This window comes from Haladaptatus sp. AB643 (assembly GCF_024136975.1).
In the GTDB taxonomy this organism is placed as follows: Archaea; Halobacteriota; Halobacteria; order Halobacteriales; family Haladaptataceae; genus Haladaptatus.
Genome location: NZ_JAMYJW010000016.1, coordinates 1 through 26,457, shown reverse-complemented (window position 1 = coordinate 26,457; position 26,457 = coordinate 1). Strand labels below are relative to the sequence as shown.

Below are 26,457 nucleotides of genomic sequence, written 5' to 3'. Positions count from 1 at the left end.
TCAATGAATGGGTTTCGGTACGAAACTAGGGGAGATGAGCGATAGTGAGGGGGACTTCCGGACTCATTTCTTGCTCGCCACGATCACAGTCACGTCGTCGTCCTAGCGCTCGTAGGATGCAACGGTGTTGCCGTAGCCGACGATCACCGAATTGTCGCGGATGAGGGGTCGCATGGTGGACCGGTCGGGGAGATCGTATTTGACGAGTCGTTTACCGCCGGTCGCGAAGACGGAGAGATATCTTTTGAGCCTCCTGTTTCCGCGATCGGTTTCGACTTCCTCCATGGTCTCGACGCCGATGGCATCCTCGGTGACGGTGAGGGGGGTTCCGTAGTTGACGCGGGTGCGCCAGCGCTCCGCGCCGGACGCGTGATAGGCGATGAGATACGTCTCGGTTGCGAACATGTTCCGGTGGTGGGTCGAGTAGAGGGTGAGGAGGGTGTAGACGGTCGAGTCGGCGACCGCGGGGACGGCGTTCACGGAGGCAATCCAGTGGCTCTCGGCGAGCCAGAGATGTGTTCCGTCCGTCGAGTCGAGCGCGACCAACCCCCTGTCGGTCGCGACGAACACCGTCCCGTCGTGGTACGTCAGTCGCGCATCGCCCCCGACATGGGTCTTCCAAATCGTCGCACCGTCGTTCGCCGAGTAGGCCCTGACGATGCCCGAGGGGGATGCCGCGAAAACGTGGTCGCCGTCGGTGGCGATCGACGCTTGCATGCTGCCGAACGGACGAATCCACCGGACCCGTTCGGCCTCCAAATCGATGGCGAAGACGGTGTATTTCTCGAACTCGTCGTTGTAGCCGATGCCGAACAACCGCGACCCCGAGACGACCGGTTCGTAGCGCCCGAGTGACAAGTAGCCGCTGTGCATCCGCACCGGGTCGCCGCCGTCGATCGGGATGGAGCGGATGGTTCCATTGGACTCGACGAACGCCCGGTCGTCGTAAACGACGGGGGCAGTGGTGATTCTCGACAGGTCGGCGAGTCGTTTATAGTCGCCCGAAAATCGAAGGTGGCCGAGTTCACCGTCCGGGGTGAGCGTCGTCGCCAGAACGAGGCCGTGGTCGGAGACGGATCTAGCCCGGGCTGGCATCCCGTCGAGTTCGACGGACCAGTTCGGCTGTTGCCGATCCGGTTGCGCTTCGAGCGTGTTACAGCCAGCACTCACCACCGACAAACCGAGGCCGATAGCACCCAGAAAGTTTCGTCGGGACGAACGGCCGCCCATACTAATACGTTCGAAAGCGAGAACTAAAGCGTTCCGACGCCGCTCTAACGTTTTTCTACCAGCACCGCGAACGGAGAGGCATGCTCCGGGTCGCCATCATCAGCGACACGCACATCCCGTCGCGTGCGAATCGAATCCCCGACTGGGTACGAACCCGAATCCTTCGGGCGGACCACACGATTCACGCGGGGGACTTCGATTCAGCCGACGCGCTGGCGTCGATACACGAACTGACGGACGGGAACTACACTGCCGTGGGAGGGAATACCGACCCGAAATCGCTTCGGTTGCCCGACGTGACGACCCTCGACATCGGTGGCGTCACGTTCGTCGTCACACACGGGACCGGCCCGAAACGCGGGTACGAATCCCGGGTCGCACGAATCGTTCGCGAGGCGGTTGACGGCGACCTCGATTCGTCCGTCGTCGGTGTCGCCGGGCACACGCACCGACCGATGGACGAGGAGGTCGATGGCGTTCGCCTGCTGAATCCGGGGAGTGCGACGGGTGCTGTCCCGGCGGACACGGCGACGATGTTCGTCGCGACGGTCGAAGACGGTGCCTGCTCGGTACAACGACACGAAAGCTGACCGGTTTTGCGCCTTCCGGGCGGGTTTTTATCGGCGCGCACCAACGACCGGACATGAACGTTTTCGCGGTTCCGGGGATTCCCGAGGTCGAACCCGGCGACGACATCGCCGCGCTCGTCGCGGAGCGAGTCGACCTCGAACCCGGCGACGTGTTGTTGGTCGCGAGCACCATCGTCTCGAAAGCCGAGGGACGAACGGCGACCATGGACGACTTCCCGGCGAGTCCGCGGGCGGAGGAAATCGCCGGTCGCCTGTCCGAACTCTCCGGCGAGGAGAAGGACCCACGGTTCGCACAGGCCGTCATCGAGGAGAGCACCGAACTCATCATGGAAGCGCCGTTCCTGCTCACCTCGACGCGGTTCGGCCACATCGGCGTGAACGCGGGCATCGACCGTTCGAACACGGGCGATGCCGACCTGTTGTTGCTCCCGAAGCGACCGAACGAGAGCGCCGCCCGGATTCGCTCCGGTCTCCCCATCGACGTGCCCGTCGTCGTCACCGACACCTGCGGGCGGCCGTTTCGACACGGCCAGCGCGGCGTCGCTATCGGTTGGGACGGTATTTCTGCGAGTCGTGACTGGCGGGGTGAACACGACAGGGACGGCCACGAACTCGAAGTGACGGTGGAATCCGTCGTGGACGAACTCGCCTCGGCGGCCAACCTCGTGAGCGGCGAGGGCGACGACGGCCTGCCGGTCGTCGTCGTCCGCGATTGGGAGTTCGGCGACCACGGCGGAAGCGACAACCTGTTCCGGTCGGTCGATGGCGATTTCGTCCGGCAGGCGCTCCGGAGGTGGGAGTTTGCGGGCGATTGAGATCACACCCGAGGACCCGATTTCCGAACTGGTCGAACTCGGCGAGACGGCGGAGGATGCGGGGTTCGACACGCTGTTCGCCAGCAGTCACTACAACAACCGCGACCCCTTCACGGTCCTCTCGCGCATTGCCGACGTCACCGAGGACATCCGCCTCGGACCGGGCGTCGTCAACCCGTACGAGAGCCATCCCGTCACGCTCGCTTCACGCACCGCAACGCTGGACGAAGCGAGCGACGGCCGGGCCGTGTTCGGCGTCGGCGCGGGCGACCGCTCCACGCTCCGGAACCTCGGCATCGACCGCGACCGACCGCTTCGTCGCGTGCTGGAGACGATGAAGGTCTCGAAGCGACTCTGGGCGGGCGAGCGCGTGACCCACGAGGGAACGTTCACCGCGCGGGACGCCGGACTGAACTACGACGTTGGCGAGATTCCGGCGTACGTCGGCGCACAGGGACCGCACATGCTCCGAATGAGCGCGAAACACGCCGACGGCGCGCTGGTCAACGCCTCGCATCCGCGGGATTTCGAGTGGGCGAGCGAGCGCATCGCGGAAGGGTTGGACGAACGCCCCGATGGGAGGGGTGAGTTCGACTTCGCGGCGTACGCCTGCGTGAGCGTGGCCGAAGACGGTGAAGCGGCGCGCGAAGCGGCCCGCCCACCGGTGGCGTTCATCGCGGGTGGTGCGGCAGGGCCGGTGCTCGACAGACACGGAATCGACGGCGAGTTGGCGTCCGAAATCGGTGAGAAGATCGGTGCGGGCGAGTTCTCGGCGGCGTTCGACGCCGTGACGCCGACGATGATAGACGCCTTCTGTATCGCCGGGGAACCCGACACGGTGGCCGATAGGATTGCCGCCGTGCTCGACTACACCGACAGTTTCGTCGCCGGGTCACCGCTCGGCCCGGATCGAAAAGAAGCGATATCCCTCACTGCGGCGGCGCTTGACCGGGCGAATCGGCAGTGATCACGCCGCCGATCGCGCCGATGACGAGGTAAATTCCCAGAAGGACGGAAAAGCCGACGAAGATCGCCCCGAACAGGAGCAAAATCGCTGGGATGGGGTTTGCCGATGCCGTTGCGACGTCGCCGAACAGGCGAATCAGTTCGCTGATGTTCGAGATGAGTCCTGCCATACGTGCCACTGCGTACCGGGGGTACTTGGTTGCTCCGTCACGCTTACGGCTTGGGGCTTCGTAGGCGGGACCGTGCCGAAGGATACGTCGCTCTCGGAGTTCGCGGGGACAACGGACGAACCGGATGAACCGGACGAGCGGATCGCGGACGAATCGAGAGAGGGGGAGCAGGTGGACGACGAACCGGTAACTGAAGAGCGAGCAGAAGGAGAACCGGTCGAAACCGACGGGACCGACGAGACCGGCGAGGACGTATCCGAACTGGACTCCGACGATATCGAACCCGCCAGAGCGACGTACGATTGGACGCCTGACGGCGCGAACTGTGCGTGCTGTGGGTCCAGCGTCGAGAAACGCTGGCGCGACGAGGACGGGATGGTCTGTGCCGACTGCAAGGTGTGGTGAGCGCGTGAAATTTCTCGGATACCGTCCGACCAGCTAGCGACCTCTCTTCTCTCCGAACACAGCAATTTTGGAAACATGATGGATCGAATGGAACCGATCTCTTCTGCTGAGCTCCTCGAAACATCAATGCACAAAGTATTCAAGGGTAACCGGGACACCTCTTGGCGTAGCGACAAAAGTTACAAAGGTACGCTTCGATAGTACGCGTAACGAGGGAGACGCCCCCCTAGCGTCCCCACTTCCCACAAGGACCCGTTTCGACCAATCGCGCATTCATAGCATGAAGGAAGCTAACAAAGATCCAGAGCAGACCCCCGTAGAGCGGCCGACCAACGAGTTCGCGGACCCCCTCTCGGTACAGGACGCGGCGGACCTGTCAGGACGTATCATCGACAACATCGAACACGTTATCGTCGGGCAACACGACGCCGCCGAGCATATTTTGACGACGATTCTCGCGCGCGGCCACCTCCTTCTCGAAGACGTTCCCGGCGTCGGCAAGACGATGCTCGCCCGGTCGTTGGCGCGCTCCATCGACTGTTCGTTCAAACGCGTGCAGTTCACGCCCGACCTCCTCCCCTCGGACGTGACCGGCGTCAACATCTTCAACCAGAAAACGAACGAGTTCGAGTTCCAACCCGGTCCTATCTTCGGCAACGTCGTCCTCGCCGACGAGATCAATCGCGCACCGCCGAAGACCCAATCCGCCCTGTTGGAAGCGATGGAGGAAGAGCAGGTGACCATCGACGGGAAGACCCACGACGTTCCCAACCCGTTCACGGTCATCGCGACGCAGAACGCCATCGAACAGGACCGGACGTACGAACTCCCGGTCGCCGAAATCGATCGTTTCATGAAGAAGCTCTCGCTCGGCTACCCCAATCCGCAGGACGAATCGGAAGTCCTCCGGCGCGTCGTCGGCGAGCATCCGATTCGCCGACTCGACCCCGTCGCGAGCGCGAGCGACATCCGACGGGCGAGGGCGACGATCACGAAAGTGACCGTGAAAAAGCCGGTCAGGGAGTACGTCACCCGACTCGCGAACTACACCCGCGACCACTGCCAACTCGGTGTCAGCCCCCGAGGATCGATTTCGCTGCTCCGTGCGGCCCAAGCACGGGCCGTCCTCGACAGTCGGGAGTACGTCATCCCGGACGACGTGAAGACGGAAGCCGAAGTCGTGCTCTCCCACCGCGTACGGGGTGACACGGGTGTCATGGGCGGTGAAGAAGGGCGGACGATGATCCGAAAGGCCCTCGACAACGTCCCGGTGGAGTGAGATGCTGACACGACGTGCATGGATGTTCATCGCCGTCGGTGTCGCCGGATTCGCGTTGGCCGCCTCGTTCGGCGCTCGGTCGCTGAACGCCGTGGTTGCCCCGCTTCTCGTGGCGATACTCGTCGGCTTCATCCAGTTGAAGCGGACGAAACGCCCACAACTCGACGTGTCCGCGCCGAACGTCGGGTCCCGGGAGGAAGCGGTGACGATAACACTCGACTTCGACGCGCCGGACCCGTTCGCGGGAACCGTCGATCTGGAACTCGCCGACGGACTGGAGTACGATGGCGGCCCCATCGAGACCAGCATCGGCGAGACCGCGGTCGAATTCGACGTTCGCCTCACGAAGCGTGGCGAGCAGACCATCGGCCCGGTGCGGGTCGTGGCCGAAGACGTGTTCGGCCTGTTCGAGGAGACTTTCACCCATCAGATCCGGGAGTCCATTCTCGTCTTCCCACGGGTAGAACCGGTCGACGGCGTGACGACCGCACGCGCGCTCGAAGACAGTCACACGAACGCGGCACGACGCGAGTTCGACCAACTGCGGGAGTACCAGGTGGGTGATCCGCTTCGGGACATCCACTGGAAATCGAGCGCGAAGCGGCCGGTCGGGGAGATGTTCGTCCGGCAGTTCGAACCGCAGGAGGAGAGTCAGCAGATACGGATCGTGGCGGAGGCGAACGCGGGTCGTGTCGATGCCGTCGCGGACGCGACGGCGAGTATCGCGGCGGCCCTGCTCGACATCGGAGTCTCTGTCGGGGTGACCACGCCCGACGGTCACGTCGGACCCGATGGCAGTACCGACCAGCGAACGCGGATTCTCACTGTCCTCGCACACATGGAGAGCGGACAGGTGCACGAACGCGAGCGAGCGCACGCGGACCTGCTCGTTCGCGGACTGACCGACCAACGGGACGTGACGATTCGGTGGGGCCGTGACACCATGTCGTTCGACGAATTCACGTCGCGACGGGGACGGACGAGCGCCCTCGACGGGGTGCGGGCCGATGGAGGTGAGAAGTCGTGAGCACGGCACGCGGTTTCTCTATCGGCGACGTGACGATTCCGTATCAGGGCCTCGCCATCGCTTCGACGGCAGTTCTCATCGGGTCGTCGCTGAAGGTCCTCTACGACATCACGAACATCGCGGGGGATACGGATACCCTTCTCCTGCTCGTCGCTGGTGCCTTCATCGGTGCGACGCTCCTGGCCCGGGTCGTCCCCGAATGGGTCGCCTGTGGCATCGGCGCGCTATTGCTCGCTGGCGGGATGTTCGGCTACTACACGACGATTCCGGGAGGGGTGGACGTCTTCTCTCAGACGGGTCACATCATCGCCGACAACATCGCCCTGCTGACCGGCCTGTCGATTCTGGAGATGCGAAAGGTCGGAACGTGGGCGTTGGGCGTCGCACCGGCAACCGTGTTCGTCCCGTGGTATCTCGTCTTCCGACGGCGATACATGCTCGCCGCTGCGGCAGGTGGCGCGGCACTCGGCTTCTTCGTTCTCACGGGTGACGCCGGGTCGTTCGTGACGCTCGTCGGGATGCTCGGCGCACTCGGCATCGTCGCCTTCGGGACGATGGCTCGCTACGGCGGGACCGTCGGACAGGTCGACGTGCTGGTCGTCGCGCTCATCGTGATGGTACTGTTGTCCGCCACGATGAGTGTCGTCCCCGGCGGTCGAGCAAGTCCGATTCTCCCCAGTCAAAGCAGTGGTGGCTCGGGCGGTAGTGGCGGTCTCATCAGTAACAGCGCACAACTTTCGATTCAGGGGAGTATCGAACTCTCGCCGAAGGTACAGTACACGGTGACGGCGAACCACGGGAGTTACTGGAAGGTCGCATCCTACGACCGATACACTGGAGACGACTGGATACGGACCGGGAAGAGCCAATCCTATCACGCGCAGTCGTCGCTCGGTCAGTCCTACACGGTGCGACAGACGTTCACCGTCAAAGCGAAACAGGTGGACGCGATGCCAGCCGCGTGGAAGCCCATCAAAGTCATCGGCTCACAACAGCAATCGAACACGCGAATCAGCAGCGCTGGGAGCCTCTCGCCGACACAGCCGTTGACGAACGGCAGTTCGTACAGCGTCGTCAGCGAAGTTCCGTCGGCGTCCCCATCCGGTCTGAACGAGGCCGGTACGGCGTATCCGAGCGATATCGAGAATCAGTACACCCGCCTTCCCGGCAGTACGCCACAGCGGTTGACGACGAAGACCAACGAGATAACCGCCGACGCGAAAACACCGTATCAGAAAGCCACCGCCATCGAACAGTGGTTGGAGGAGAACAAGGAGTACTCGCTCCACGTGAAGCGGCCGGACGGCAACATCGCTGACTCGTTCGTCTTCGATATGGACAAAGGCTACTGTGTCTACTACGCGACGGCGATGACCGCCATGCTCCGGACACAGGGCATTCCCGCACGGTTCGTCACGGGCTACACGAAGGGACAGCGGACGGACGAGGACACGTGGGTCGTCCGCGGCCTCGATTCGCACGCGTGGGTCGAGGTGTACTTCCCGGACACCGGGTGGGTTCGTTTCGACCCGACCCCGTCCACACAGCGCTCGAACGCCGAACAGCAAATCGTGGACGAGGCCCGGCAGAACGGCAAATCGGGCGTCGATACGGCGGGAAGCCAGAACGGAACGTGGACGCCGGAGACGACGACCGCCACCACGACATCCGACACGACGACCACCACGACCACGACGACTAGCCCTGAGAATGGGTCGAACGTCTCCACCGGTCCGAACGGCCGTGGCAACGTCGGCGATAAACTCGGCACCAGTGGCCCGACGACGACAACGACGACAACGACGAACGCGAGCGCCCTCGGGGGCGGCGGCGGTGGTATCCCCATCGAACTACCTTCGAAATCACAGTCGCTCTACGGCGGCTTGCTACTCGTCGGCCTGCTGCTCACGGCACGACGGATGGGTCTCATCGAGTGGGCGTACCGAACCGTGTGGATGCGCTGGCAACCGCGCGAGGACCCCGGAACCGACGTCGAGCGTGCGTTCGACAGGTTGGAGTACTATCTGTCACGCAAGCATCGCAAACGTCGCCCGGGCGAGACGCCGCGCGAGTACCTCGCCTCGCTCTCGCACGTCGGCATCGACGAGCGGGCACGACGTGTCGGTTCTCTGTATGAACGGGCACAGTACGCGGGCGAGGTGACACGCGAGAATGCAGATGAAGCGGTATCTCTCGTAAACGAGATCGTTCGCGGGTCCACGCCGGACGGGACGAGCGGGTAACGGCCGTTCGATATGGCAACATACCCGACAATGTTTAATAGGTTGGTTTCGTAGCCCCATGCGTAATGTCGGAAGTCTGCTCGACGTGCGGGCTGCCTCAGGAGCTTTGCGTCTGTGAAGACGTCGCAAAAGAATCCCAGCAGATCACCATCCGCATCGACGAGCGCCGTTATGGAAAAGAGGTAACGATAATCGAAGGATTTGACCCAAAGGACGTGGACGTAGACAGTCTCTCCTCGGACCTGAAGTCGAAGTTCGCCTGCGGTGGCACGGTCGAGAAGGGTCAGATAGAGCTTCAAGGAAACCATACCGGACGCGTCGAGGATTTCCTCCGCGACCGCGGGTTCAACGTCGCCTGACGAGCGCCTGTTGGTCGGATATCAGCATACTACACCCCATTTTTCGCAGTCTTTGAACGTGAGCGACAGCCGTCCGCAACGAAACTCAGAACGGGGCGTCCTGCTCCCGTTCGGTGCCATCAGACGATTCGAGTTCGTACTCCCAATCGGTCAATCCACCGGCCATGCTCTCGACCGGCACGTCTCCGGAGACGCCCTCGTAGGAGCCGATGAGTCGCGCGGCCTGGACGCTCGATTTTCCGAGCGGGCAGACGGTGACGACGCGGTCGGCATCGTTCAGTTCGCTGACTCGGCGGGGAAGCGTGTGGAACGGGATGTTTTCGCTGCCCGGGATGTGCCCGCCGTCGAACTGCGGTTCGGGTCGGATATCGACGATACGAACGTCCTCCTCGGACTCGATAAGGTCGTGAACGTCTTCGGTGGAGATTTCGCCGTCCATCGACGGGGGATATGGGAGCGGGCCGAATAAGCGACCCGGTCGGGGTATCTAAATCAACCCTTCTTCGCGAGCGAGCAGGAGCGGCGGTAATCCCCACCCGCAGGTCGGACCGGTTCGGACCGCGTCGATGGCGTCCGAGACGGGCACCGTCCGAACGTCGATGAACTCGTCGGATTCGAGGTGCTGGTCGCCCGCCATCAGATCCGAGGCGAAGACGACGGCCCGCTGTTTTCGCATGCCCGCCGACGGGTAGTACGTTTCGAGCAGTTCGACGTTACCCGCTCGATAGCCGGTCTCCTCGTACAGTTCCCGTTTCGCGGCGCTCTCGTAGGATTCGCCGGGTTCCATCCGCCCGGCGGGACAGGAGAGTACTCGCTCACCGAGTCGCGGTCGGTACTCCTCGATAAGGACGACTTCGTCGCCGGTTCGGGCGACGACGGCCACGGCGTCCGGCGGGTCGAACCAAGACCGACGAACCGTCCTTCCGTCCGGTCGTTCGAGGGTGTCGTACCCGACCGCGTGGCCGAGAAGCGAAACCCCGCGTCGCGCGTGGAGTTTCCAGTTCATTGATCGAGCAGACCTTCAGTTTCGGCGAGCAGGAGCGCCTCGATGGTCGCGTCGTTGGCCGGGTCCTCACGGGCCGCGGCGAGGGCGTCCTCGACCGGAACCGTCCGCACCGAGAGGAATTCGTTGTCGTCCAGATCACGTTCCGCCGGGGTCAACCCCTCCGCGAAGACGATGGCGCGCTCGTGGCGGAGGGCACCTGTGGCGACCCAGAACGTTTCGAGCAGCGAGAGACCGGCGGCTTCGAACCCGGTCTCCTCCCGGAGTTCACGCCCTGCGGCGGCCGTGTACGACTCGCCGTCCTCCACGACACCGGCGGGACACTCCAAGCAGGTCTCCCCGATGACGGGGCGGTACTGCTCGACGAAGATTACTTGCCCGTCTTCGATCGCGAGGATGACGACCGCGGACGGGAGGTCGGCCCAGTAGTATTTCTTCGTCGTCCCGTCGGGTTGTTCGACGAGGTCGTAGCCGCCGGTGTACCACCCGGTTTCGTACTCGGCTTTCGATTCGAGTACCGGCCAGTCGTGATCGTGCCAGTCGTCGGTCATGGTCGTGACTGAGGGAGTGAGTCGTTAAAATCGAACTGATGGGAGATAGAAATCAGTCGTGGTGTGCGGAGTTGTCCTGCGGGTCGTAGCCGAGGACCTCACGCGCTCGGTCGATGGAGTAGTACTTCCGGTCGTTGTCCGAGATGCCGTAGACGATTTCGTAGTCGTAGTCGGCCGACAGACAGCGGTCGAACAGGTGGGCACAGTCGCGGTAGGAAAGCCACATCGCTTGCCCGCGTTCGTAATCTATCGGCGGGTGGCCTTCGGTCAGGTTACCGATTCGGACACAGGCCACGCTGATGTCGAACTCGTCGTGGTAGTATCGACCGAGCGTTTCCCCGGCGGCCTTGCTGACGCCGTAGAGGTTGCTCGGACGGGGGAGTTCGGTGCCGTCCAGTCGGAACTCGTCGTGTGACCGGTAGAGGTCGGGGGTACGCTCTTCCGTCTCGTAGGCACCGACGGCGTGGTTCGACGAGGCGAACACGAACTTCTCGACGCCAGCGTCCACTGCCGCTTGGAGCACGGTGTGTGTCCCGTCGATGTTGTTGCCGAGCACGCTGTTCCACGGCGCTTCCGGACGGGGGTCCCCAGCGAGATGGATGATCGCCCCCGCACCGTCCACTGCCTCGTAAACGGCATCGTAGTCGGTGATATCGGCGACGAAAAACTCGTTAGACGGTTCCGCCGCTGGCGGTTCCCTGTCGAGCAATCGCCACTCGTATTTCGATTCGAGGTCGCCGAGAATCGCCGTCCCGACGCGGCCCTCGGAACCCGTGAGCAGAACGGGATCGTCCATTCAGTCGGCTAGAGGCACAACCTCGATAAGAACCATGCGATTTTGCGGCGCGAGATTGGGACCGTTCGTGCCGCGATAGATCTTCCTACGCGAGACGGGCGAACGCGAGGTTCCCGTTGACGTTCTCGATGTACACCTGTACCTCGTCACCCTTCTGTGCGCCCGGGACGAAAATCGTGTACTTGCCGCGTTCGGCGACGCCGTCGCCCTTGCGTCCGGTGCCGGTGATCTTGACCTCGTAGGTTCGACCCTCCTCGACGGCATCGCGCTGTTGGGTTCGGTTCGTCGTGCTTCGTTTCGTGACGGGACGGAACGCACCACAGGCGTCACAGCGGAGCATGAGGTTGCGGTTCTCGCGCACGAGACGGGTGTCCGGAAGGCCACACTCCGAACAGATGACGAACTCCTCGACGTACTCGTCCAGTGCGGTTTCGAAGTCGGATACCGAGAAGGACCCGCTGTAGCGAGCCTGTCCGTCCTCGTACTTCCCGCTGGTCCCGAGTTCGCGCTGGACCGAACTGTGGACGTGCTCGCCGTCACGCGAAAGCGCGTCGGCGATGTCGTCCAAATTGGTCAGTCGTGTGAACGACCCGTCCTTCTGTACGGCCGGGTCCGGATAGCTGAATCGCTCGTCGCTCGTCTCCAACTCCGGAACGGCGTCCATGCCTCTGTCGAGTGCAGAACTGTAATCCATGTGTTTTGGTGAGAGGTGAACACGTAAATGTGCTCCGTGTTCCATGTCATCACGAACTTTAACCTCCAACGCCTCTCCCGAGGTATGGAACCGACGACCCGAGACGCGGCCTGTTTCGAAGCCGGAATCAAGTTCGGTGCGCTGTATCACCAGTTCGCCGGAACGCCGGTCAGCCCCGACAGCGCCGACAGCCTCGAACACGCCATCGAGGAGAGCATCGAGAATCAGCCATTCTGCGAATCGGTCGAAGTGGACATCCTGACCGACAAATTGGCCGAGGAGATCGACCACGGATATACTGAATTAACGGGTAAATATCTCGAAGTCGAAATAGTCATCGACCACGAGGGGACTGAGGTCGTCACGCGAATGGAGATGGAGGACGGCTACCCGTTGATGAAAATCGAGTCGGTTCGGCAGGAGTGAGGAAAATCGAGTTCCGTCGCGTTGGCCCGCGAGCGACGAAGGAGCGAGCGGACTCGGCGCGGACTGGAGAGGTGTGAAGCACCTCGAAAGGAGCACCGAGGTTTTGGTCCAGATTTTGCCAGCGGAATCGCGGCTTCGCCGCGATTTCCGCGCAGCAAAAGGTGGAGGTGCCGTGTTTCACTTCCGGTTTCGGGTTATCTTTTAAATGCGATCCCGTCTAATCAAGTGACATGAGCCAATCCTCGTTCGATGACGAACTGTTCGGAGAAGCGGCGAACGAAATGCGGGAAGACGTGGAGGAGAACCTCGCGGCCGCCCGCGAGGAACTGCCACCCGTGGAAGCCGTCTGGGAGACCGACGCCGAGAACACGCTCGGGGCGCTCAACGCGCTTCGGTCGGCGCTCGACGTTGGCGACGCCGCCGAGCACCTGCACGACGCGAAGAAGTGGTACGCGATGGGACAGCGCGCGGACGCCTTCGAGGACGCCGACGATCTCGAAGCCGAAATCGAGACCATCGAGAGCGCCATCTCGGACATCGAGGACGCCCGCGAGCAGGTCGGCGAACTGGCGAGCACGATTCCGAGCCTGAAGGGGTCGCTGGAGGAACTGCACGCCGAAGACGAGGAAGTCGAAGAAGAGGAGGAAGAGGAGGAAGAGGAGGAAGAGGAAGAAGAGGAGGAAGAGGAGGAAGAGGAAGAAGAGGAGGAAGAGGAGGAAGAGGAAGAAGAGGAAGAAGCGGCCGACGAGGAAGTCGAAGAAGAAGAGGACGAGGAGTAAGGAGAAAACTACTCGTGCTCGGGGCGGTGCACGTCGCGTGATTCGACCGCCGTGAGAAGCTTCACGAGCGACTGCGTCGCCAGTTCCAACAGTTCTTCGCCGCGCTCCTCGTCACCCGCCTCCGGGTCGCCGACGACGCCGTTTTCCGTGAACTCCGCGCTGTCGAAGGCGAGATTGGTGTAGGACACCCATTCGCCCCAACCGTCGCTGGCACCCTCGCGTGCCTCCTCGATCCTGTCCTCGTGGACGAGTTCAGGGCGGGTGTGACGGAGGAACGCGGTTTCGAGCGGCCCGGCGTGGCCCATATCGTTCCGGTGGTCGCCGACGGCTTCGAACCACGTGAACGGGACGGCGTAGGCCTCGTCGTGACGCGCGATCGTTCCGGCGACTTCACGGAGCGCGGCCACGTTGCCGCCGTGGCCGTTGACGATGACCACGCGGTCCCAACCGTGATGGGCGAGGCTGGCGACCGTTTCGCGGACGTATTGGCGGAAGGTGTCCTCCGAAACCCAGAGCGTCCCCGTGAATTGGCGGTGTTCCTCGCTCACGCCGACGGGAATCGGCGGGGCGACGACCACTTCGCCGTCGTATGCCTCCGCGCCCGCGTTCGCGACCGCTTCGGCGTTCAACCAGTCGGTGCCGAGCGGTGCGTGCGGACCGTGTTGTTCGGTGCTTCCGACGGGGAGGAGCGCGAGGTCGGTGTCCACGCCGTCTGCGTCGGTCCACGTCGCGTCGGAGAGATGCATATCGAATTCGTGTACGGGAATCGTCTTGTAGCCGCCGAATTAGGAATCGGGGCCAGAAGGACTTACTAACTCTCCGATGTCGTTCTTTTCATGTCTGACCGAGAGCGCGAACAAGGTATCGAGCTGGGCGAACTGAGCGAGAAACTCGACGACCACGACTATCCCGCCGACGTGGACGAACTCGTCTCGGAATACGGCGAGTACGAAATAGAGTATCCGAGGGGGTCCGAAACGTTCGAAGAGGTCATCGCCCCGCTCGACGAGACGTACGAGTCCGCGGATGACGTCCGGCAATCGATATTGAACATGGCCGATAGCGACGCAGTGGGTCGTCAACGCTACTCCGACCGTGGAGCGGGCGGGGCGGAAACTACGGAACAAGACCCCGACCAAGAGTCGTTCTGAGGTCACACGGAAGCCGAACAAGAAGGGGTTTCCAATGATCAGGTCGCGGTTACGGGAGTCGTAATCGCCTGTTACTACCGTTTTTCACGTCGAATCCGGATGAACGGACGACTGGCTTATTCGTCGCAGTCACGACCCACCGACAACTGATGAATGAATACAGACGTGCAGGTCTCGACCGGAAATTCCACCCGCGACAACGGGTGAAATCATGACAGGGGAACGGTCCGCTGCCGAAACCGTTTCCTCACACTTGGGGGACCAGAAGCTGGTCGTCGCATCGAATCGCCAACCGTACAGCCACGAACGTGAGAACGGTGACATCGTCGTCAACCGTCCGGCGGGCGGTCTCACGTCGGCACTCGACCCCGTCATGCAATCCGCTGGCGGAACGTGGGTTGCGTGGGGGAGCGGCGACGCGGACTTCGACGTGGCCGACACGGACGGACGCGTCAGCGTTCCGCCGGAGTCTCCGGCCTACGAGATTCGGCGCGTCCCGCTTTCCGATGAACAGGTCGAGGGCTACTACTACGGCTACAGCAACCAAGTGCTCTGGCCTATCTGTCACATCGACCTGGAGAAGATGAACGCCGAGGAGCAGTTCTGGAACCACTACCAGCAGGCGAACCGCGCCTTCGCTGACGCCATCATCGACGAGACGGACACCGATTCCGTAGTCTGGTTTCAGGATTATCATCTCGGATTGGCTCCTCGACACGTCCGCGAGGAACGTCCCGATACGTTCTGCATGCAGTTCTGGCACATCACGTGGCCATCGTGGGACGTCTTCCAAACGTGTCCACAGTACGAGCAACTGCTCGATGGCTTGCTCGCAAACGACCTCCTCGGCTTCCACACCGAGCGCTACTGCCAGAACTTCCTCGATTGCGCCGCAATGCTTTCCGACACCCGGGTCGACAGGGCGACTCAGAGCGTCGTCTACGATGGAAGACGGACGTTCGTCCGACCCTTCCCGCTCGGTATCGATGCGGTCGAGAGAGAGGAACTCGCCGAGTCGACGGAGGCGACCGCGTTTTGGAACGAGTTCCGCGAGGAATGCGCCGTCGGCGACACGCTCGCAATCGGCGTCGAACGCCTCGACTACACCAAGGGGATTCCCGAACGGCTCTCGGCATTGGAACGCTTCTGGGAGCGACATCCCGAATGGCGTGGCGAGTTCACCTACGTCCAGAAAGCGTCCGAGAGTCGGAGTCAAATCGGTGCGTACCGGGAGCTACAGGGTCGCGTCGAATCGGAAATCGAGCGTATCGACGACCGCTTCGGTACCGACGATTGGTCACCCATCGTCTATCTGAAAGAACACCTTCCGAAGGAAGGCCTCGCGGCGCTCTACCGTGAAGCCGACCTCGGCATCGTCACCCCTCGCCGGGACGGGATGAACCTCGTGGCGAAGGAGTTCATCGCCTCACAGGTGGACGAACCGGGCGTACTCCTGCTGAGCGAGTTGGCGGGCGCGAACGGGGAACTCGGCGACGAGGCGGTATCGGTACATCCACACGACACCAAAGGGTTTGCCGACGCGATCGAGGAGGCACTTTCGCTTCCCCAAGCGGATCGTGAACGCAGGATGTATGGCCTCAAAAAACAAGTGCGGTCGAACGATGTATACGCATGGATGAACGCTCAGTTCCGGACTATCGAAGCGATTCGTCGCGGTCGTGAAATCGCAGCGGAGTCACCACGAGGACGATGAACGACGACGTACCTGAGCCGCTTCGGCACCACCTCTATGCGCTGGTCACGCGACTACGTGATGCCGACGGAATGCTCGCCATGTTCGACTTCGACGGATCGCTCGCACCGATCGAGGACCACCCCGACGAGGTGATGCTTCCACCGGCGACGCGTGTCGTGATAGAAGCCCTTCGGGATACTCCGGACGTCGAGGTCGGTATCGTCAGCGGTCGGGGGCTGGATGACCTCCGAGAGCGGGTCGATGTCGACGGCATCGCCTACGCCGGGAATCACGGCTTGGAACTCTTCTCCGATGGTGACCGACACACCCATTCGGTTGCCGAGGACGCAGCCGACGATATCGCCCGTCTCTGCTCCACCCTCGAGTCCAGACTCGACACGGTCGACGGCGCGTTCGTCGAGGACAAGGGTGTCACCGCGTCGATTCACTACCGACTCGCCGACGACGATCGAGTTCCCGAAGTTCGTGACTTCGTGCGCGATGCCGTTCGCGGTGTCGAGGACGTCCGTGTCACGACCGGAAAACAGGTCATCGAACTGCGCCCCGACGTCGAGTGGCACAAGGGCCGAGCCATTCGGTGGCTGTACGGCCGCCGCGTTCCGAACGCGGAGACGTGGTTGCCGCTGTACGTCGGCGACGACCGAACTGACGAGGATGCGTTCGACGTCCTGCCCGAGTCGGGACTCGGCGTCAAAGTCGGACACGAACCACCGACGGTCGCGAGCTATCGCGTCGCCGACCCGGCCGCAGTGCGGACGACGCTCGCATGGTTGGCCGAATACGGCGTCGAATTTTTGGAGTCCCCTCCGACGACGAGTACGGCATCACCACGGGGATGAGGAAACCCCGCGTTACCCGATTCGAAACGACCACCCGAACCACCCAAACCATCTGAACGGTCACGCCGGTTTATTCACGATTTTCGAGTAGATTCTCCGGATGGTGTCTCACGAGAATACGGACGACCCCGAGGAACGAATTCCAGGGAGCGAATCCGAATCCGGGAACGAACCCGAATCCGAACGAGGTGAGGAACACGACGCGCCGGACGTAGAGGCGGACACAAACGAACACGAATTACGGCCGGAACAACCGACGCCACCGCATCCACCCGACGGACCATCCCGATCCGACGCCGACCGACGCGCCAACAGGGAGTACGAACGACCGGCGGAACGGCCGTCGTATCGAGGCCGATACGAAAACAGGGTTCCGGAAGGCGAACCCGAGGAAGCGGAGATGGGTGCACGAGAACGGCGCGAACGGGAACTACGCGAACGGCGGGAAATGCACGAAGTGCGGGAGCGACGGGAACGGGACGAAGACGACGGCGATGAGGTGCCCGAATCCAGTCGCGACGAAACGGAGCGGGAATCGAACACGGGAGACGTGCCGAAGTACGGCGGTCCCCGGGATCCGAATTGGAGACGGCAGCGCGAACTAGCGAAAGCACGACACCGACGACGGGACGAGGAGATTCGACGATACGAACGACGGGCGGACGTGGCGCTCTCCCGGCAGCGGGACCTCGCGGTCGAGAAAGGCGGAAAGCGGTATCGGCACGGACGGCAGTAGGGACGGCCAGCAGTAGGACGGACGGCAGCAGGGATGGCCAGCAGTAGGACGGTATTCCGCTCTCAGTCGTCGGCGTCGGTGCGCGCGGTTCTGCGGGCGGCGCGGTCGATGAACTCCTGTGGGAGTTCGTCGATCTCCCCGGCCTGCACGCCCCAGAGGTGAGCGTAGAGACCGTCGTTGCCGATGAGGTCGTCGTGTCGTCCCCGCTCGACGATTTTGCCGCCTTCGAGGACGACGATCTTGTCCGCGTCCTTGATGGTCGAGAGACGGTGAGCGATGGCGAAGGTGGTGCGGTCCTCGGTGAGTTTGTCGAGGCTGCGCTGGATGAGCATCTCCGTCTCGGTGTCCACGTCGCTGGTCGCCTCGTCCAGAATGAGGATTTCAGGGTCTTTCAGGATGGCACGGGCGATGGAGATACGCTGGCGTTGCCCGCCGGAGAGTTTCACGCCGCGCTCGCCGACTTTGGTGTCGTAGCCGTCGGGGAGGCCGCTGATGAACTCGTGTGCCTCGGCGGCCTTCGCGGCTTCTACGATATCCTCGTCGCTCGCGTCGAACGTTCCGTATTCGATGTTCTCCTTGACCGTCCCGTAGAAGAGGAAGGTGTTCTGACTGACGTAGCCGATGTTCCGACGGATGCTCGGTAGGCTCACGTCGCGGATGTCGGTTCCATCGATGCGAATGGCTCCCTCGTCCACGTCGTACATCCGCAAGAGGAGTTTGAGGACGGTGGACTTCCCGGCACCTGTCGGACCGACCAGCGCGAGGGTGTCCCCACCCTCGACTTCGAAGGAGATGTCCTCCACGATGGTCTCGTCGTCGTACCCGAACGTCACGTCGTCGTAGACGACTTCTCCGTCTCCGACGGCGAGGTCCTCCGCGTCGGGGTCCTCCTGAATGCGACTCGGCTCGTCCATCAACCCGAAAATGCGAGCACTGGATGCGTAGGCGCGTTGGTACATGTTGATGATGGACCCGAACTGCGCCATCGGCCAGATGAACCGCTGGGTGAGCAGCATGAAGGTGACGAACTGACCGGGGTCTAGGTCTCCCGAGAAGAACCACGGCGCTTCGCCGTTGAACACCCACAGACCGCCGACGATGAACGTCAAGGCGAAGCCGAGTCCCGAGAGGATTTGGAGCGCCGGGAAGAACTTGATCCGGGTGATGATGGCGTCCCAGTTCGCGCCGAAGTAGTCGCTCGACACGTCCTCGACGCGGTCGGATTCGAAGGTCTCCGTGTTGCTCGTCTTGATGACTTGAATGCCGCCGAGGTTGTTCTCCAGTCGGGAGTTGACCTGCCCGACCGAGGAGCGCACGTCGGCGTACTTCGGCTGGATGATCTGGATGAACTTGTAGGTGAACAGCGCGATGAGCGGTACGGGAACGAGTGCGACGAACGCGAGTTGCCAGTTGATGGTGAAGAGGATAGCCGCGATGGCGACGACCATCACGCCCAGGCGGAACGCGGAGTTCATCCCGTCGTTCAGGAAGCGCTCCAGACGATTCACGTCGTTCGAGAGGATGGACATCATCTCTCCCGTCTGCTTATCCGAGAAGAATTCCATGTCCAACCGCTGCATCTTGTCGTACGTGTCGGTTCGAACCGAATGCTGAATGTTTTGAGCGAACGAGTTCCATCCCCAGTTTCGCCCCCAGTGGAACATCGCCCCCACCCCGAACGCGATGGCGATGATGACGACCGAGAACCAGAACTGGCCCTGTGTCGTCGCGGGAACGATGTGCCGTGCCGCACCGGTGGAGAGAAATGGAACCTGCCCCGCCAAGGCCTTCGAGTAGGGAATCGGTTTCTCGTTCTTGATAAGAGAATCGAGAGCGACGCCGAGTATTATCGGGGGTAGGAGGTTCAACACCCGAGCGAAGAAACTGGAGAGGACTCCGACGACGAAGGCGAACCGGTTCTCGCCCCCATATTCGAAGAACAGACGCCGCATCGGATTGTCGGCGTTCTCCCGCTGTTCTTCGAACGGGTCGTCTTCGTCCGTGTGTGTGCTCATTATTCTATCTGAAGGGACACTGGATTGATAAGAGTTTCCTACGAACCGAAACACCATTTGGTCCGGTCAATAGGACGTGGTAGATTGCGTTCGATCGTCAAATAAGGGTTCGGGACGGTTCATCCTCGACTGATCGTTTGCTATCGTTCACCTCGGGAGAAAGGAAACTCTCAGAGCTTTCGGCTTTCGATATCGGGGTCGATGCCCGCCTCATCCAGATCCATTCGGACTCGTTCGCGGAGCGGCCCGGGGACCGTCCCGCGCCCGACGGGCACCGCCACGTCGCCGTCCCCTTTCACTTTCCAGTAGATGACGCATTCGCTGGGCTGGTAGTATTCGATGCTGTAGAACTCGTCCGCGCCGCGATAGTGTACTCGTGCGGCGAACCCGTCCACTTTCCAACCGTCCTGCTCGTCGAGGGCCGAGAGCGAGTCGTCCATAGTTGCGGATTGCTAGCGACGGTGGTAGTCGTTACGAAACCGAGAAAGTAACAGTTATTCCCCCGGAGCGATTTTTTCGGGATACGGGTTCGTGGTCTAGTTGGTTATGACGCGGCCCTTACAAGGCCGAGGTCGGTGGTTCAAATCCGCCCGAACCCATCGAATTTTGCGAGGAACGGACGTGACGAGTAAATTCGTTCGTGAGGGCGATTGAACCAGACAAGTCGCATGCCCGCGCAGCGAACGAATGTGAGCGAGCAGGAACGTCTTGGCGAGGTTCGAATCCGCCCGAACCCATATAATTCTGCGCGATGCCGTGTTCCAATCCTACTTGAGTTGCGTATGGTATGTTGACGTCCGGGCTTCGCTGAGCAAGCCGAAGAGTATGTGATCGACGCGTACCTTTCTTTCAACTACGAGACCAAATCAGGAATGGACCGAGAAATCGTCCGTTCTCACGTTGTCGGTCGTCGTCGAACAAAAAATCCAGAGGGTTAACCTCGGAGAGAGCATACCCATCCCTCATGACAATCACCACGGAATTCGTTATCCGTTCGCCCTCGCTTCCGCTCGTTGATCTCGCCGAATCGCTTCCCTCGAACCAAGTCGAGTGCGTTCACGGGCTTTGTCGGGAACGAACCGCTCGGGTATTCGTCGTCTATCTCGATCCGAACGACGACGTCTCCGAAGACGAGCTTTTGGCTTTCGACGAGGTCGTAGAGACGACTCCACTCGGACGTGCGAGCGGCAAGGACGTCTATCAACTCACCATCGAATTGGCGGACGTCGTCTCGGATGCGTTTGCCCCCGAACGGTTCACTGCGAGCCAAGTCGAACCGACGGTCGTCATGCCCGACGGGTGGTACGAAGAGAAGCTCTTTCAGAACTACAATGCGTTCAACGGGATGCGAACCCGTTGTGAAGAGTATGGTATCGAGGTCGAACTGATCTCCATCTCCCAGAATCCCCCCGAGGATGACGAGTCGTCCGAGTACGGGCTGACCGAGCGGCAAGAAGAGGCACTCCAGTTGGCGATTGGTCGAGGGTATTACGAAGCCCCGCGTCAGGTCAGTACCGAGGAACTCGCCGAGGAGATGGGAATCTCACAACCCTCGATGTCGAGCCTTCTTCGCCGGGGTGAGCGGCAGCTCCTCACTTCGGCGCTCGGTTCACAGCCGCAGATAGACGCCCTCTCCAAATAGAATCACATTCACGCACCTTCTCGTCGTTGGTATCGTTGCTATTCGCGGAATCGGGCTCAGCAGCGAGATGTATTTAAAGGACCTTTCTGAATAGCATAACTCCGAAACCCACGACGTACCTTTCTTCATTTGATGTCAACAGAATTCGGTTCGGAGTTGGATGGACAGGTCGCAATCGTCACCGGGGCATCGTCTGGAATCGGTGGAGCGACGGCCGAGTCACTCGCATCACGAGGGGCGAACGTCGTGCTCGCGGCCCGGCGGGAAGACGAACTCACGGATCTTGCAGACCAAATCGAGAGCAATGGCGGCCAAGCGCTCGTCGTCGCGACCGATATTACGGAAGACGACGACATCGACAACTTGGTCGAGACGACACTCAACGAGTACGGTCGGATCGACATCCTCGTGAACAACGCCGGTCTCATGCCGCTCGCACACATCGCAGAGGCGGACCGTGAAACGCTTCAGACGACGATCGACGTGAACCTCAGCGGCCTCATCAAACTCACGCACGCCGTCGTTCCGACGATGCTGGAGCAGGAGAGCGGGCACATCGTCAACCTCTCCTCCGTCGTCGGACGATTCCTTCAGCCGAACAGTTCCCACTACAACGCGACGAAAGCGGGCGTCAAGATGTTCGGTGACTCGCTCCGCCTCGACATCGCCGAGGCCGGAATCCACGTCGCCACGATCGAACCGGGTGCGGTCGACACCGAACTGCTCGAACACATCCCGGACGACGAGGTCCAGGCGGGGGTCAAGGAGCACGTCGGGTCGATGGAGGCACTCGCCCCCGAGGACATCGCTCGGACGATCACGTTCGTCGTCACGCAACCGGAGCGCGTCGATATCAACGAGATTCTGATTCGACCGCTCGACCAGGTTCAACCGTAATCCGATCTTTGCGAATCTAGCGACGGACTCACACCGATCTCGATGACCTATCGATTTTGGGTACGAACTCCTCTCTGTTCGTCTCTCGACATTGGACGGATTTATAGACGCTTTCTGAATAGCACCACTTCCAAACCATGTGGACCCTACCTCTCTTTCGGAGACGGATGATGGATGCAAGACCTACTCTCACTTCTAGAATTTCACCCTCCGAACGCACTGTCGGCAACTATGCTGCCCAGAGGGGTATCCAATAATGGCGACCACTGTATCCAACGTACACGAGGATACCTTGGACTCCGCGCAGGGGTGGCTAGTCGTCGCGCTCGGTGTCTGTATGCTCACTTCGATCTGGGGCTCTCTCTTCACCTTCACCGTCTACGCTGACCGGCTCTCCGCAGCGTTCGGATTGACCGCTTTGCAGGCTTCCTCTATTTTCTCGATTACCACTGCGTTCTTCCTTATCGTTGGTGGGCTCTTCGGTATATTCGCTGCTCGATTCCCCCTTCGGCCTGTCGTTGCAGCAGTTGGTGTTGGACTCGGTGTCGCTGCCGCGCTCCTCCAAGTCGTGCATTCGTACGTCGGTGTTCTCGCCGCGTTTGCCGTACTCGGTACGTCCGGAGGCACCGCCTTCACAGTCGTCGTCTCGCTCGCCCCGCAGTGGTTCGACGACTACCGGGGAGTCGCCACGAGCATCACGATGACAGGGGTCGGCCTCGGTCCCTTAGTGCTGCCGTTCGTCTGGCTCTGGCTCTTCGACCGGATGAACTTCCGTGCTGCCTTTGCGGTCGTCGTCGGTGTCGCCGCTGGTCTCGTGCTGGTTTCGAGTCTCGCATATCGTCGACCGCAGAATCGCTCGCGGAACGGACGTACAATCGACATCGCGTGGCTTCGTGGACGGATCGGGGATTCCTATTTCCTCCGTACGGCTCTCGGATACGCCCTGATTTGGACGTGGTACTACGTTCTCGCTTCACATCTCGTCACCATCCTCACGACGAACAACGTCGATCGAACGGTCGCTGCGACAGGCCTCAGCATCATCGGGGGCGTCAGCGTCGTTACCCGAATCGGCGGCGGGCTCGTCGGTGACCGTGTTGGTCGGCGTCGGACGTTTATAGCGAGTGTCGTTCTCGCGGCTGTATTCGTTTTCGCGCTCCCATTTGTCCACTCAAATACGATGATCTACGTGGTGCTCGTTGGTCTCGGTGCCAGTCTCGGACCTCTCGCTTCGTTGTGGTCGCCGATCATCCTCACCCGCTTCGGACCTGAGAATGCGACCGCGACTGTCGGCTTGCTCAATATCTCGATAGCTCTATCGGCTTTCCTCGGTCCACTCGCCGTCAGTGTACTCGATAGCATGACCGGCGGGTACGTCGCTCCGCTCGTCGCAGTGAGCGTCGTTACCGTTCTCGGTGCCGGGCTTTTCTATCGGGGCACGACTTCGGAAGGCGAGTGAGCCAGATCGGACGTTACGGCGATCAATACTTAAAGGGGCTTTTCGGATAGCACCACCTCCAAGTTAAATGCTACCCAAAACAAGACTGGGTATCATACATGGAAATCACAGACAGCCGTTCACTACCGTCTGCCGAAGGCCCGGATGAATACTTCACGGGGGACACTCGAATCGATCCCTTGTTCGACCCGCAGGACGACGCCCGCGCAGCGGCGGCGAGCGTTACCTTCGAACCCGGCGCGCGCACCGCGTGGCACACTCACCCGCTGGGACAGCGACTCGTCATCACGAGCGGATGCGGCCTCGTCCAGCGCGAGGATGGTCCGATCGAGGAAGTCCGTGCGGGTGACGTCGTCTGGTTCCCACCGGGCGAGAAGCACTGGCACGGGGCGTCACCGGACAAGGCGATGACGCACATCGCGATTCAGGAGGAACTCGACGGAGAGGTAGTCACGTGGATGGAACACGTCACCGACGACGAATACGAAGGGAACGAATAGTTCGAGCGAACACGGGCCGCGGGAACCGAGAGTTATTCGCGGGTACGATGGCGCTCGGTCTCGGCGTGGCGACGCTTTTCGGGATTGATTCTCTCTGTTGGCGGGAGTTCACTCCTTCCAACCGTGAAGAACTGCTGATAGCCGATGCTTGCCAACAGCGCGAGGAAGGGGAGCGGGTACAGCCAGTAGGCACGGTACGCTCGAACGAGCAACGGAATCGACATCGAGAGTGCGAGGAACGTCGTCGTCACGAGTGGGGCATTGGTCGAATGGATCACCCGGTTCGAACCGCGTTCGGTCGCGGCCAAGTGGACGATGATCGTCGCAGGGACGATGAGAAACAGGTGTTTGATGACGCCGTGATACAGTGCCACCATCCATCGGTGTGTATCGCCGATAATCGACGGAACGACCGGATTTGTCGTGTACTTCTCCGCGGCACCGAACGACCAGTAGAGTGCACCGTGGAAGGATTGTGCTCCCCAGACGACGTACACGAATCCGAACGAGACGACGAGGACGGCGACCCCACCGGCGATGAATCGGGCGAGCCATTGGAGACTCGAATTCCGGTCGAGATATCGGAGACGGTCGTATGCTAGCGCCGGGATGGCGAACACCGCATGTTGGGAGAACAGTCCCGCCGCTGCGATCGTGGCACCGCGTGCGAGCGGGTGTTCGACCCACAGCGAGAGGAGGATGCCCGCTATCGCAAACGAGCGCACGTTTATCACCGTGCCACCGGTGGCTGGAACGCTCGTCAGGAACAACAGTCCGGCGATGAGTCCGACGCGAGGAGCGCCTCGGTCGGCGCAGATTCGCCAGAGGAGGATCGCCGAAACGCCGTTGGCGATGCCGATCAGGATGAAAAAGACCAGCAAGTACTGGCCCGTCGATGCGACGGTGACGTTGAGCAGTTCGAACAGCGGCGGTTTGTTGTCTACGGCCGGTCGGACGTAGATCGGTTTCCCGGCGAGCACGGCGTTCGCAAGCGGCCGCCAGCAACACCGAACGTCGATGTGGGGTTGCTGTTCGCCGTAGAGGATTCTAAAATACCGACCGAACGTTTCGAGGAGGCCCAAGAGCAGGAATCCCGAAACGCCGAGCGTGGAGGAGTCGAGCGTTTCGCGTTCGAATGATAAAACGTGCATGGGAAAGAGGGCGGGACTGGTGACGCGAGAGTAGGTTGGAGACACATTCTCGGACGTGCAGTCCTGTTTGCATATTCACAGTAAGCAATGGATTATATACTTTATCTTGTTGTGCTACTACAAGTCGGGCAAAAATAACGAATGGAGTATCCGTGGATGGAACGGTTGCATCGGGTGGGAATGGATCGCAGGAGAGCACCGAGAGTAGAGACGGAAAAGAGGGGGCAGGGCACTCGCTTGTACGTCAGTTGGACAGCAGTCGGCCTGTAAATCGGTCTCCTCGGGCGTGCGCTAGGCTTCCCATGAGAGGTCGACGCCGAAGTCGGACCATATCCACGCGTTATCGTTCTCGGGGTCGTACAGTTCGACCCCGCCGTCGATTTCGCGTTCCAGGCAGTCGTCCCATTTCTCGGTGTTCTCTTGCACCATGTGGGTATGTCGAACTGCAGTACCGTATTGGTATAAGTTTTCTCCCAACTGCGCGTTTCTCCGCTTTCTGTCCTCCTAAGTATTACATCTTCGAACAGAATTGGGTGTTTTCTGCCATCACTTCGTCGAATCCGGCTCAGAATTTGAAAGTGAATTTCCACAATCGGGACATTTATCATCAATAATCGTCACCTGCGCGTCGCACGCCGGACAAAACTCCAGATAGCAGGCCCGATCTCCCATGCCAGTATCTACCACGACCGTGCGTAAATGGCTTGTGTCGCCTGCCGATACAGGTGTAAGGGATTCTGGTCGATTCGTCTTCCCTCCGGCGGATTTCGAAATCCTTTTTTGTACCATCCACCTTTTCCAGAATGAGCCGCCTTAGCTCAGACTGGGAGAGCACTCGACTGAAGATCGAGCTGTCCCCGGTTCAAATCCGGGAGGCGGCATGTTTCTGCGAACAATGTGAGCAGTGAAAATGTTCACGACCGGTTTGAACCCTGCAAGTCACAGCCCGCGCAGTGAGCGGAGCGAACGAGCAGGACTGTCTTGCTTCGGTTCAAATCCGGGAGGCGGCATGTTTCT

General features: G+C 61.2%; 29 protein-coding genes, 2 tRNA genes and 1 pseudogene. 20 read left to right on the top strand and 12 right to left on the bottom strand.

Annotated features, from left to right (window positions below; genetic code table 11):
• Positions 1-102: 102 nt before the first annotated feature.
• Complete coding sequence (locus NKF25_RS22295) at positions 103-1,230, bottom strand: PQQ-binding-like beta-propeller repeat protein (protein WP_253228834.1); 1,128 nt, start codon at positions 1,228-1,230, stop codon at positions 103-105.
• Positions 1,231-1,310: 80 nt separating this feature from the next.
• Here NKF25_RS22295 and NKF25_RS22290 point away from each other — a divergent pair, with 80 nt between their 5' ends.
• From NKF25_RS22290 to NKF25_RS22280, 3 genes are read left to right on the top strand one after another with little or no spacing between them, the layout of a single operon-like run.
• Positions 1,311-1,820, top strand: coding sequence for a metallophosphoesterase family protein (locus NKF25_RS22290; protein ID WP_253228833.1), 510 nt, complete (start codon positions 1,311-1,313; stop codon positions 1,818-1,820).
• Positions 1,821-1,873: 53 nt separating this feature from the next.
• A complete protein-coding gene (locus NKF25_RS22285) occupies positions 1,874-2,635 on the top strand; it encodes a coenzyme F420-0:L-glutamate ligase (protein WP_253228832.1) in 762 nt (253 codons plus the stop codon).
• Positions 2,622-3,602, top strand: a complete 981-nt coding sequence (locus NKF25_RS22280; RefSeq protein ID WP_253228831.1) for a 5,10-methylenetetrahydromethanopterin reductase — start codon at positions 2,622-2,624, stop codon at positions 3,600-3,602. Before NKF25_RS22285 ends, NKF25_RS22280 begins: the two co-directional genes overlap by 14 nt.
• Here the strand turns inward: NKF25_RS22280 and NKF25_RS22275 are convergent.
• Positions 3,565-3,771, bottom strand: coding sequence for a hypothetical protein (locus tag NKF25_RS22275; RefSeq protein ID WP_066144768.1), 207 nt, complete (start codon positions 3,769-3,771; stop codon positions 3,565-3,567). The two genes, NKF25_RS22280 and NKF25_RS22275, sit on opposite strands and share 38 nt — an antisense overlap.
• Before the next feature lie 72 nt (positions 3,772-3,843).
• Here NKF25_RS22275 and NKF25_RS22270 point away from each other — a divergent pair, with 72 nt between their 5' ends.
• The 5 genes from NKF25_RS22270 (at position 3,844) to yciH (ending at position 9,084) form a co-directional block, all read left to right on the top strand.
• Positions 3,844-4,176, top strand: coding sequence for a hypothetical protein (locus tag NKF25_RS22270; RefSeq protein ID WP_253228830.1), 333 nt, complete (start codon positions 3,844-3,846; stop codon positions 4,174-4,176).
• Between the two features lie 280 nt (positions 4,177-4,456).
• On the top strand, positions 4,457-5,455 hold the full coding sequence (locus NKF25_RS22265; protein WP_253228829.1) for a MoxR family ATPase: 999 nt from the start codon (positions 4,457-4,459) through the stop codon (positions 5,453-5,455).
• 1 nt (position 5,456) lies between these two features.
• The gene (locus NKF25_RS22260) at positions 5,457-6,482 is read left to right on the top strand and encodes a DUF58 domain-containing protein (protein WP_253228828.1); all 1,026 of its coding nucleotides are present in this window, start codon (positions 5,457-5,459) and stop codon (positions 6,480-6,482) included.
• Positions 6,479-8,725, top strand: coding sequence for a transglutaminase domain-containing protein (locus tag NKF25_RS24520; protein ID WP_253228827.1), 2,247 nt, complete (start codon positions 6,479-6,481; stop codon positions 8,723-8,725). The genes NKF25_RS22260 and NKF25_RS24520 overlap by 4 nt, the downstream gene beginning before the upstream one ends.
• A 65-nt stretch (positions 8,726-8,790) precedes the next feature.
• Entirely contained in the window at positions 8,791-9,084 is a 294-nt protein-coding gene (yciH, locus tag NKF25_RS22250; protein WP_066144754.1) for a stress response translation initiation inhibitor YciH, read from the top strand.
• 85 nt (positions 9,085-9,169) lie between these two features.
• Here yciH and NKF25_RS22245 read toward each other — a convergent pair whose 3' ends face one another.
• The 5 genes from NKF25_RS22245 to NKF25_RS22225 all read right to left on the bottom strand — a co-directional run bounded on the left by NKF25_RS22245 (position 9,170) and on the right by NKF25_RS22225 (position 12,128).
• Positions 9,170-9,523, bottom strand: coding sequence for a rhodanese-like domain-containing protein (locus NKF25_RS22245; RefSeq protein WP_253228826.1), 354 nt, complete (start codon positions 9,521-9,523; stop codon positions 9,170-9,172).
• 48 nt (positions 9,524-9,571) lie between these two features.
• Entirely contained in the window at positions 9,572-10,090 is a 519-nt protein-coding gene (locus tag NKF25_RS22240; RefSeq protein WP_253228825.1) for an NUDIX hydrolase, read from the bottom strand.
• On the bottom strand, positions 10,087-10,638 hold the full coding sequence (locus NKF25_RS22235) for an NUDIX hydrolase (RefSeq protein ID WP_253228824.1): 552 nt from the start codon (positions 10,636-10,638) through the stop codon (positions 10,087-10,089). Before NKF25_RS22235 ends, NKF25_RS22240 begins: the two co-directional genes overlap by 4 nt.
• A gap of 52 nt (positions 10,639-10,690) precedes the next feature.
• Positions 10,691-11,434, bottom strand: a complete 744-nt coding sequence (gene azf / locus NKF25_RS22230; protein WP_253228823.1) for an NAD-dependent glucose-6-phosphate dehydrogenase Azf — start codon at positions 11,432-11,434, stop codon at positions 10,691-10,693.
• Positions 11,435-11,519: 85 nt separating this feature from the next.
• On the bottom strand, positions 11,520-12,128 hold the full coding sequence (locus tag NKF25_RS22225) for a translation initiation factor IF-2 subunit beta (protein WP_066144744.1): 609 nt from the start codon (positions 12,126-12,128) through the stop codon (positions 11,520-11,522).
• An 84-nt stretch (positions 12,129-12,212) separates the two neighbouring features.
• On the opposite strand from NKF25_RS22225, the gene NKF25_RS22220 reads away from it, so the two are divergent.
• Positions 12,213-12,554 carry a dihydroneopterin aldolase family protein gene (locus tag NKF25_RS22220; RefSeq protein WP_253228822.1) on the top strand — a complete coding sequence of 114 codons (342 nt, stop codon included), beginning with the start codon at positions 12,213-12,215 and terminating at the stop codon, positions 12,552-12,554.
• Between the two features lie 230 nt (positions 12,555-12,784).
• Positions 12,785-13,162: pseudogene (locus NKF25_RS22215) on the top strand (DUF5790 family protein); the annotation flags it as partial.
• A gap of 179 nt (positions 13,163-13,341) precedes the next feature.
• Here the strand turns inward: NKF25_RS22215 and NKF25_RS22210 are convergent.
• Positions 13,342-14,079, bottom strand: a complete 738-nt coding sequence (locus NKF25_RS22210) for a creatininase family protein (protein WP_253228821.1) — start codon at positions 14,077-14,079, stop codon at positions 13,342-13,344.
• A 90-nt stretch (positions 14,080-14,169) separates the two neighbouring features.
• Here NKF25_RS22210 and NKF25_RS22205 point away from each other — a divergent pair, with 90 nt between their 5' ends.
• The 4 genes from NKF25_RS22205 to NKF25_RS22190 all read left to right on the top strand — a co-directional run bounded on the left by NKF25_RS22205 (position 14,170) and on the right by NKF25_RS22190 (position 17,776).
• On the top strand, positions 14,170-14,484 hold the full coding sequence (locus NKF25_RS22205) for a hypothetical protein (RefSeq protein WP_253228820.1): 315 nt from the start codon (positions 14,170-14,172) through the stop codon (positions 14,482-14,484).
• Positions 14,485-14,695: 211 nt separating this feature from the next.
• Complete coding sequence (locus tag NKF25_RS22200) at positions 14,696-16,198, top strand: trehalose-6-phosphate synthase (RefSeq protein WP_253228819.1); 1,503 nt, start codon at positions 14,696-14,698, stop codon at positions 16,196-16,198.
• Positions 16,195-17,040: a trehalose-phosphatase gene (gene otsB / locus NKF25_RS22195; protein ID WP_253228818.1), complete on the top strand. Its 846-nt coding sequence runs from the start codon at positions 16,195-16,197 to the stop codon at positions 17,038-17,040. Before NKF25_RS22200 ends, otsB begins: the two co-directional genes overlap by 4 nt.
• Before the next feature lie 100 nt (positions 17,041-17,140).
• Complete coding sequence (locus NKF25_RS22190) at positions 17,141-17,776, top strand: hypothetical protein (protein ID WP_253228817.1); 636 nt, start codon at positions 17,141-17,143, stop codon at positions 17,774-17,776.
• 62 nt (positions 17,777-17,838) lie between these two features.
• On the opposite strand, the gene NKF25_RS22185 is transcribed toward NKF25_RS22190, so the two are convergent.
• Entirely contained in the window at positions 17,839-19,791 is a 1,953-nt protein-coding gene (locus NKF25_RS22185; RefSeq protein ID WP_253228816.1) for an ABC transporter ATP-binding protein, read from the bottom strand.
• 170 nt (positions 19,792-19,961) lie between these two features.
• Positions 19,962-20,231, bottom strand: a complete 270-nt coding sequence (locus NKF25_RS22180) for a hypothetical protein (RefSeq protein ID WP_066144713.1) — start codon at positions 20,229-20,231, stop codon at positions 19,962-19,964.
• An 85-nt stretch (positions 20,232-20,316) separates the two neighbouring features.
• On the opposite strand from NKF25_RS22180, the gene NKF25_RS22175 reads away from it, so the two are divergent.
• The 5 genes from NKF25_RS22175 (at position 20,317) to NKF25_RS22155 (ending at position 24,289) form a co-directional block, all read left to right on the top strand.
• Positions 20,317-20,390 (top strand) — tRNA-Val (locus tag NKF25_RS22175).
• Positions 20,391-20,755: 365 nt separating this feature from the next.
• On the top strand, positions 20,756-21,433 hold the full coding sequence (locus NKF25_RS22170; protein ID WP_253228815.1) for a helix-turn-helix domain-containing protein: 678 nt from the start codon (positions 20,756-20,758) through the stop codon (positions 21,431-21,433).
• A 132-nt stretch (positions 21,434-21,565) separates the two neighbouring features.
• The gene (locus tag NKF25_RS22165; protein ID WP_253228814.1) at positions 21,566-22,330 is read left to right on the top strand and encodes an SDR family oxidoreductase; all 765 of its coding nucleotides are present in this window, start codon (positions 21,566-21,568) and stop codon (positions 22,328-22,330) included.
• A gap of 256 nt (positions 22,331-22,586) precedes the next feature.
• Complete coding sequence (locus tag NKF25_RS22160) at positions 22,587-23,789, top strand: MFS transporter (protein ID WP_253228813.1); 1,203 nt, start codon at positions 22,587-22,589, stop codon at positions 23,787-23,789.
• Between the two features lie 98 nt (positions 23,790-23,887).
• The gene (locus tag NKF25_RS22155) at positions 23,888-24,289 is read left to right on the top strand and encodes a cupin domain-containing protein (RefSeq protein WP_253228812.1); all 402 of its coding nucleotides are present in this window, start codon (positions 23,888-23,890) and stop codon (positions 24,287-24,289) included.
• Between the two features lie 32 nt (positions 24,290-24,321).
• On the opposite strand, the gene NKF25_RS22150 is transcribed toward NKF25_RS22155, so the two are convergent.
• Both NKF25_RS22150 and NKF25_RS22145 read right to left on the bottom strand, forming a co-directional pair.
• A complete protein-coding gene (locus tag NKF25_RS22150) occupies positions 24,322-25,440 on the bottom strand; it encodes a hypothetical protein (RefSeq protein ID WP_253228811.1) in 1,119 nt (372 codons plus the stop codon).
• Positions 25,441-25,731: 291 nt separating this feature from the next.
• Entirely contained in the window at positions 25,732-25,869 is a 138-nt protein-coding gene (locus NKF25_RS22145; protein ID WP_253228810.1) for a hypothetical protein, read from the bottom strand.
• Positions 25,870-26,247: 378 nt separating this feature from the next.
• On the opposite strand from NKF25_RS22145, the gene NKF25_RS22140 reads away from it, so the two are divergent.
• A tRNA-Phe gene (locus NKF25_RS22140) sits at positions 26,248-26,321 on the top strand.
• The last annotated feature ends 136 nt before the right edge of the window (positions 26,322-26,457 follow it).